The following is a 1606-nucleotide window of genomic DNA, read 5'->3' as shown; positions in this document are numbered from 1 at the left end:
TCGTTCATGTCCTTCAGGAACACGGTGGTCTTGGCCACGCTCGCGAGGCTGGCGCCTCCGGCCTCCAGCACCGCGGCGAGGTTGGCCAGCGCGCGGCGGGTCTGCGCCGCGATGCCCTCCGGGAACGCCCCCGTCGCCGGGTCGATCGGCAGCTGCCCCGAGGCGAAGACGAGGTCGCCGACGCGGGTCGCCTGTGCGTAGGGGCCGACGGCCGGGGCTGCCGCCGCCGTGGCGATGATGGTCCTGTCCAAATCCGTCGTCCTGTCGCGTGAGGGCTGTCGGGAGTATTCCATTGCAGTGGATGCACGTCCACTCCCTGGACCGTATTTCGGTGTGGCGTTCAGTCGATCTGTCGGCGGGCGGTCTCCGGCGCCGCGAAGGTCGCCGCGAGCGTCACGCAGGCGAGGGCGATCAGGTAGGCCGAGATCGGCCACGTCGCGCCGCCGCTCCAGGCGAGCAGGGCGGCGGCGATCAGCGGCGTGAAGCCGCCGCTCAGCGCCGCGCCGACCTGGAAACCCAGCGAGGCGCCGCTGTAGCGTAGGCGGGCATCGAACAGTTCGGACATCCACGCGGCCCCGGTCCCGAACATGATGCCCTGCCCAAAGCTCAGGGCCACCGCGACGGTCAGGGTGATGATCGTCGGGTCGCGGGTATCGAGGAGCCGGAACATCGGGAACGCGAAGGCGATCGAGAACAGGCAGGCGGCGATGAACAGCGTCCTGCGCCCGTAGTGATCGGACAGCCAGCCGAAGACCGGGATCGTGAAGAGCTCGATGATGGCGGCGACCAGGATGCCGTTCAGGATCACCCCCCGCGACAGGCCGAGCTGGCCGGTGACGTAGGAGATCGAGAACACGGTGACGACGCTCACATAGGCGATCTCGGAGACCTTCAGGCCGACGGCCTTCAGGAACATGCCGGGATGCTCGGTGAGGATCTCCATCACCGGCAGCCGCGCCGTCACCGCCCGTTCCTTGATGCGCCGGAACGCCGGGGTCTCGTGAAGCCGCAGGCGGATGAACAGGCCGACCCCGACCAGGGGCGCGCTCGCCAGGAACGGGATGCGCCAGCCCCAGTCCTGGAACGCCGCCTCGGGCATCAGGCCGGTCAGCGCGAACGCGCCGATCGAGAGGATCACGCCGATGGGATAGCCGAGCTGGACGATGCTCCCGAAGAACCCGCGCCGGTCCGCCGGCACGCTCTCCACCACCATCAGCACGGCGCCGCCCCACTCGCCGCCGATGCCGATCCCCTGGATGAGGCGCAGGGCCACGAGGAGGATCGGCGCGAGGAGGCCGATCTGCCCGTAGGTCGGCAGGCACCCGATCAGGAAGGTGCCGAGCCCCATGATCATCAGGGTCAGCGACAGCATGGCCTTCCGGCCGATCCTGTCGCCGAAATGGCCGAAGACCGCCCCGCCCAGCGGCCGGGCGAGGAACCCGACGGCATAGGAGCCGAACGCCGCGATCGTGCCGACCGCGGGGTCGATGCTGGGAAAGAACAGCTTGTTGAAGACGAGCGCGCTGGCCGTGCCGTAGATCAGGAAATCGTACCATTCGACGGTGGTGCCGATGACGCTCGACCAGACGATCTGGCGCCTGTCCGC

2 protein-coding genes are annotated in these 1606 nt (G+C 69.1%); both read right to left on the bottom strand.

Annotation, left to right across the window (positions count from 1 at the left end; all coding sequences use genetic code 11):
* Nucleotides 1-251, bottom strand: a 251-nt coding sequence (locus MKK69_RS29080; RefSeq protein WP_243973644.1) for a Rid family hydrolase, incomplete at its 3' end; no start/stop codon positions are given.
* A gap of 89 nt (nucleotides 252-340) precedes the next feature.
* Nucleotides 341-1606 (bottom strand): MFS transporter (locus MKK69_RS29075; protein ID WP_243973643.1); only part of this gene is annotated, 1266 nt, incomplete at its 5' end.

This window comes from Methylobacterium sp. J-026, assembly GCF_022829585.1.
Classification (GTDB): Bacteria; Pseudomonadota; Alphaproteobacteria; order Rhizobiales; family Beijerinckiaceae; genus Methylobacterium.
Note: the sequence above shows the minus strand (reverse complement) of the source record. Positions and strands in the feature narration are given on the sequence as shown.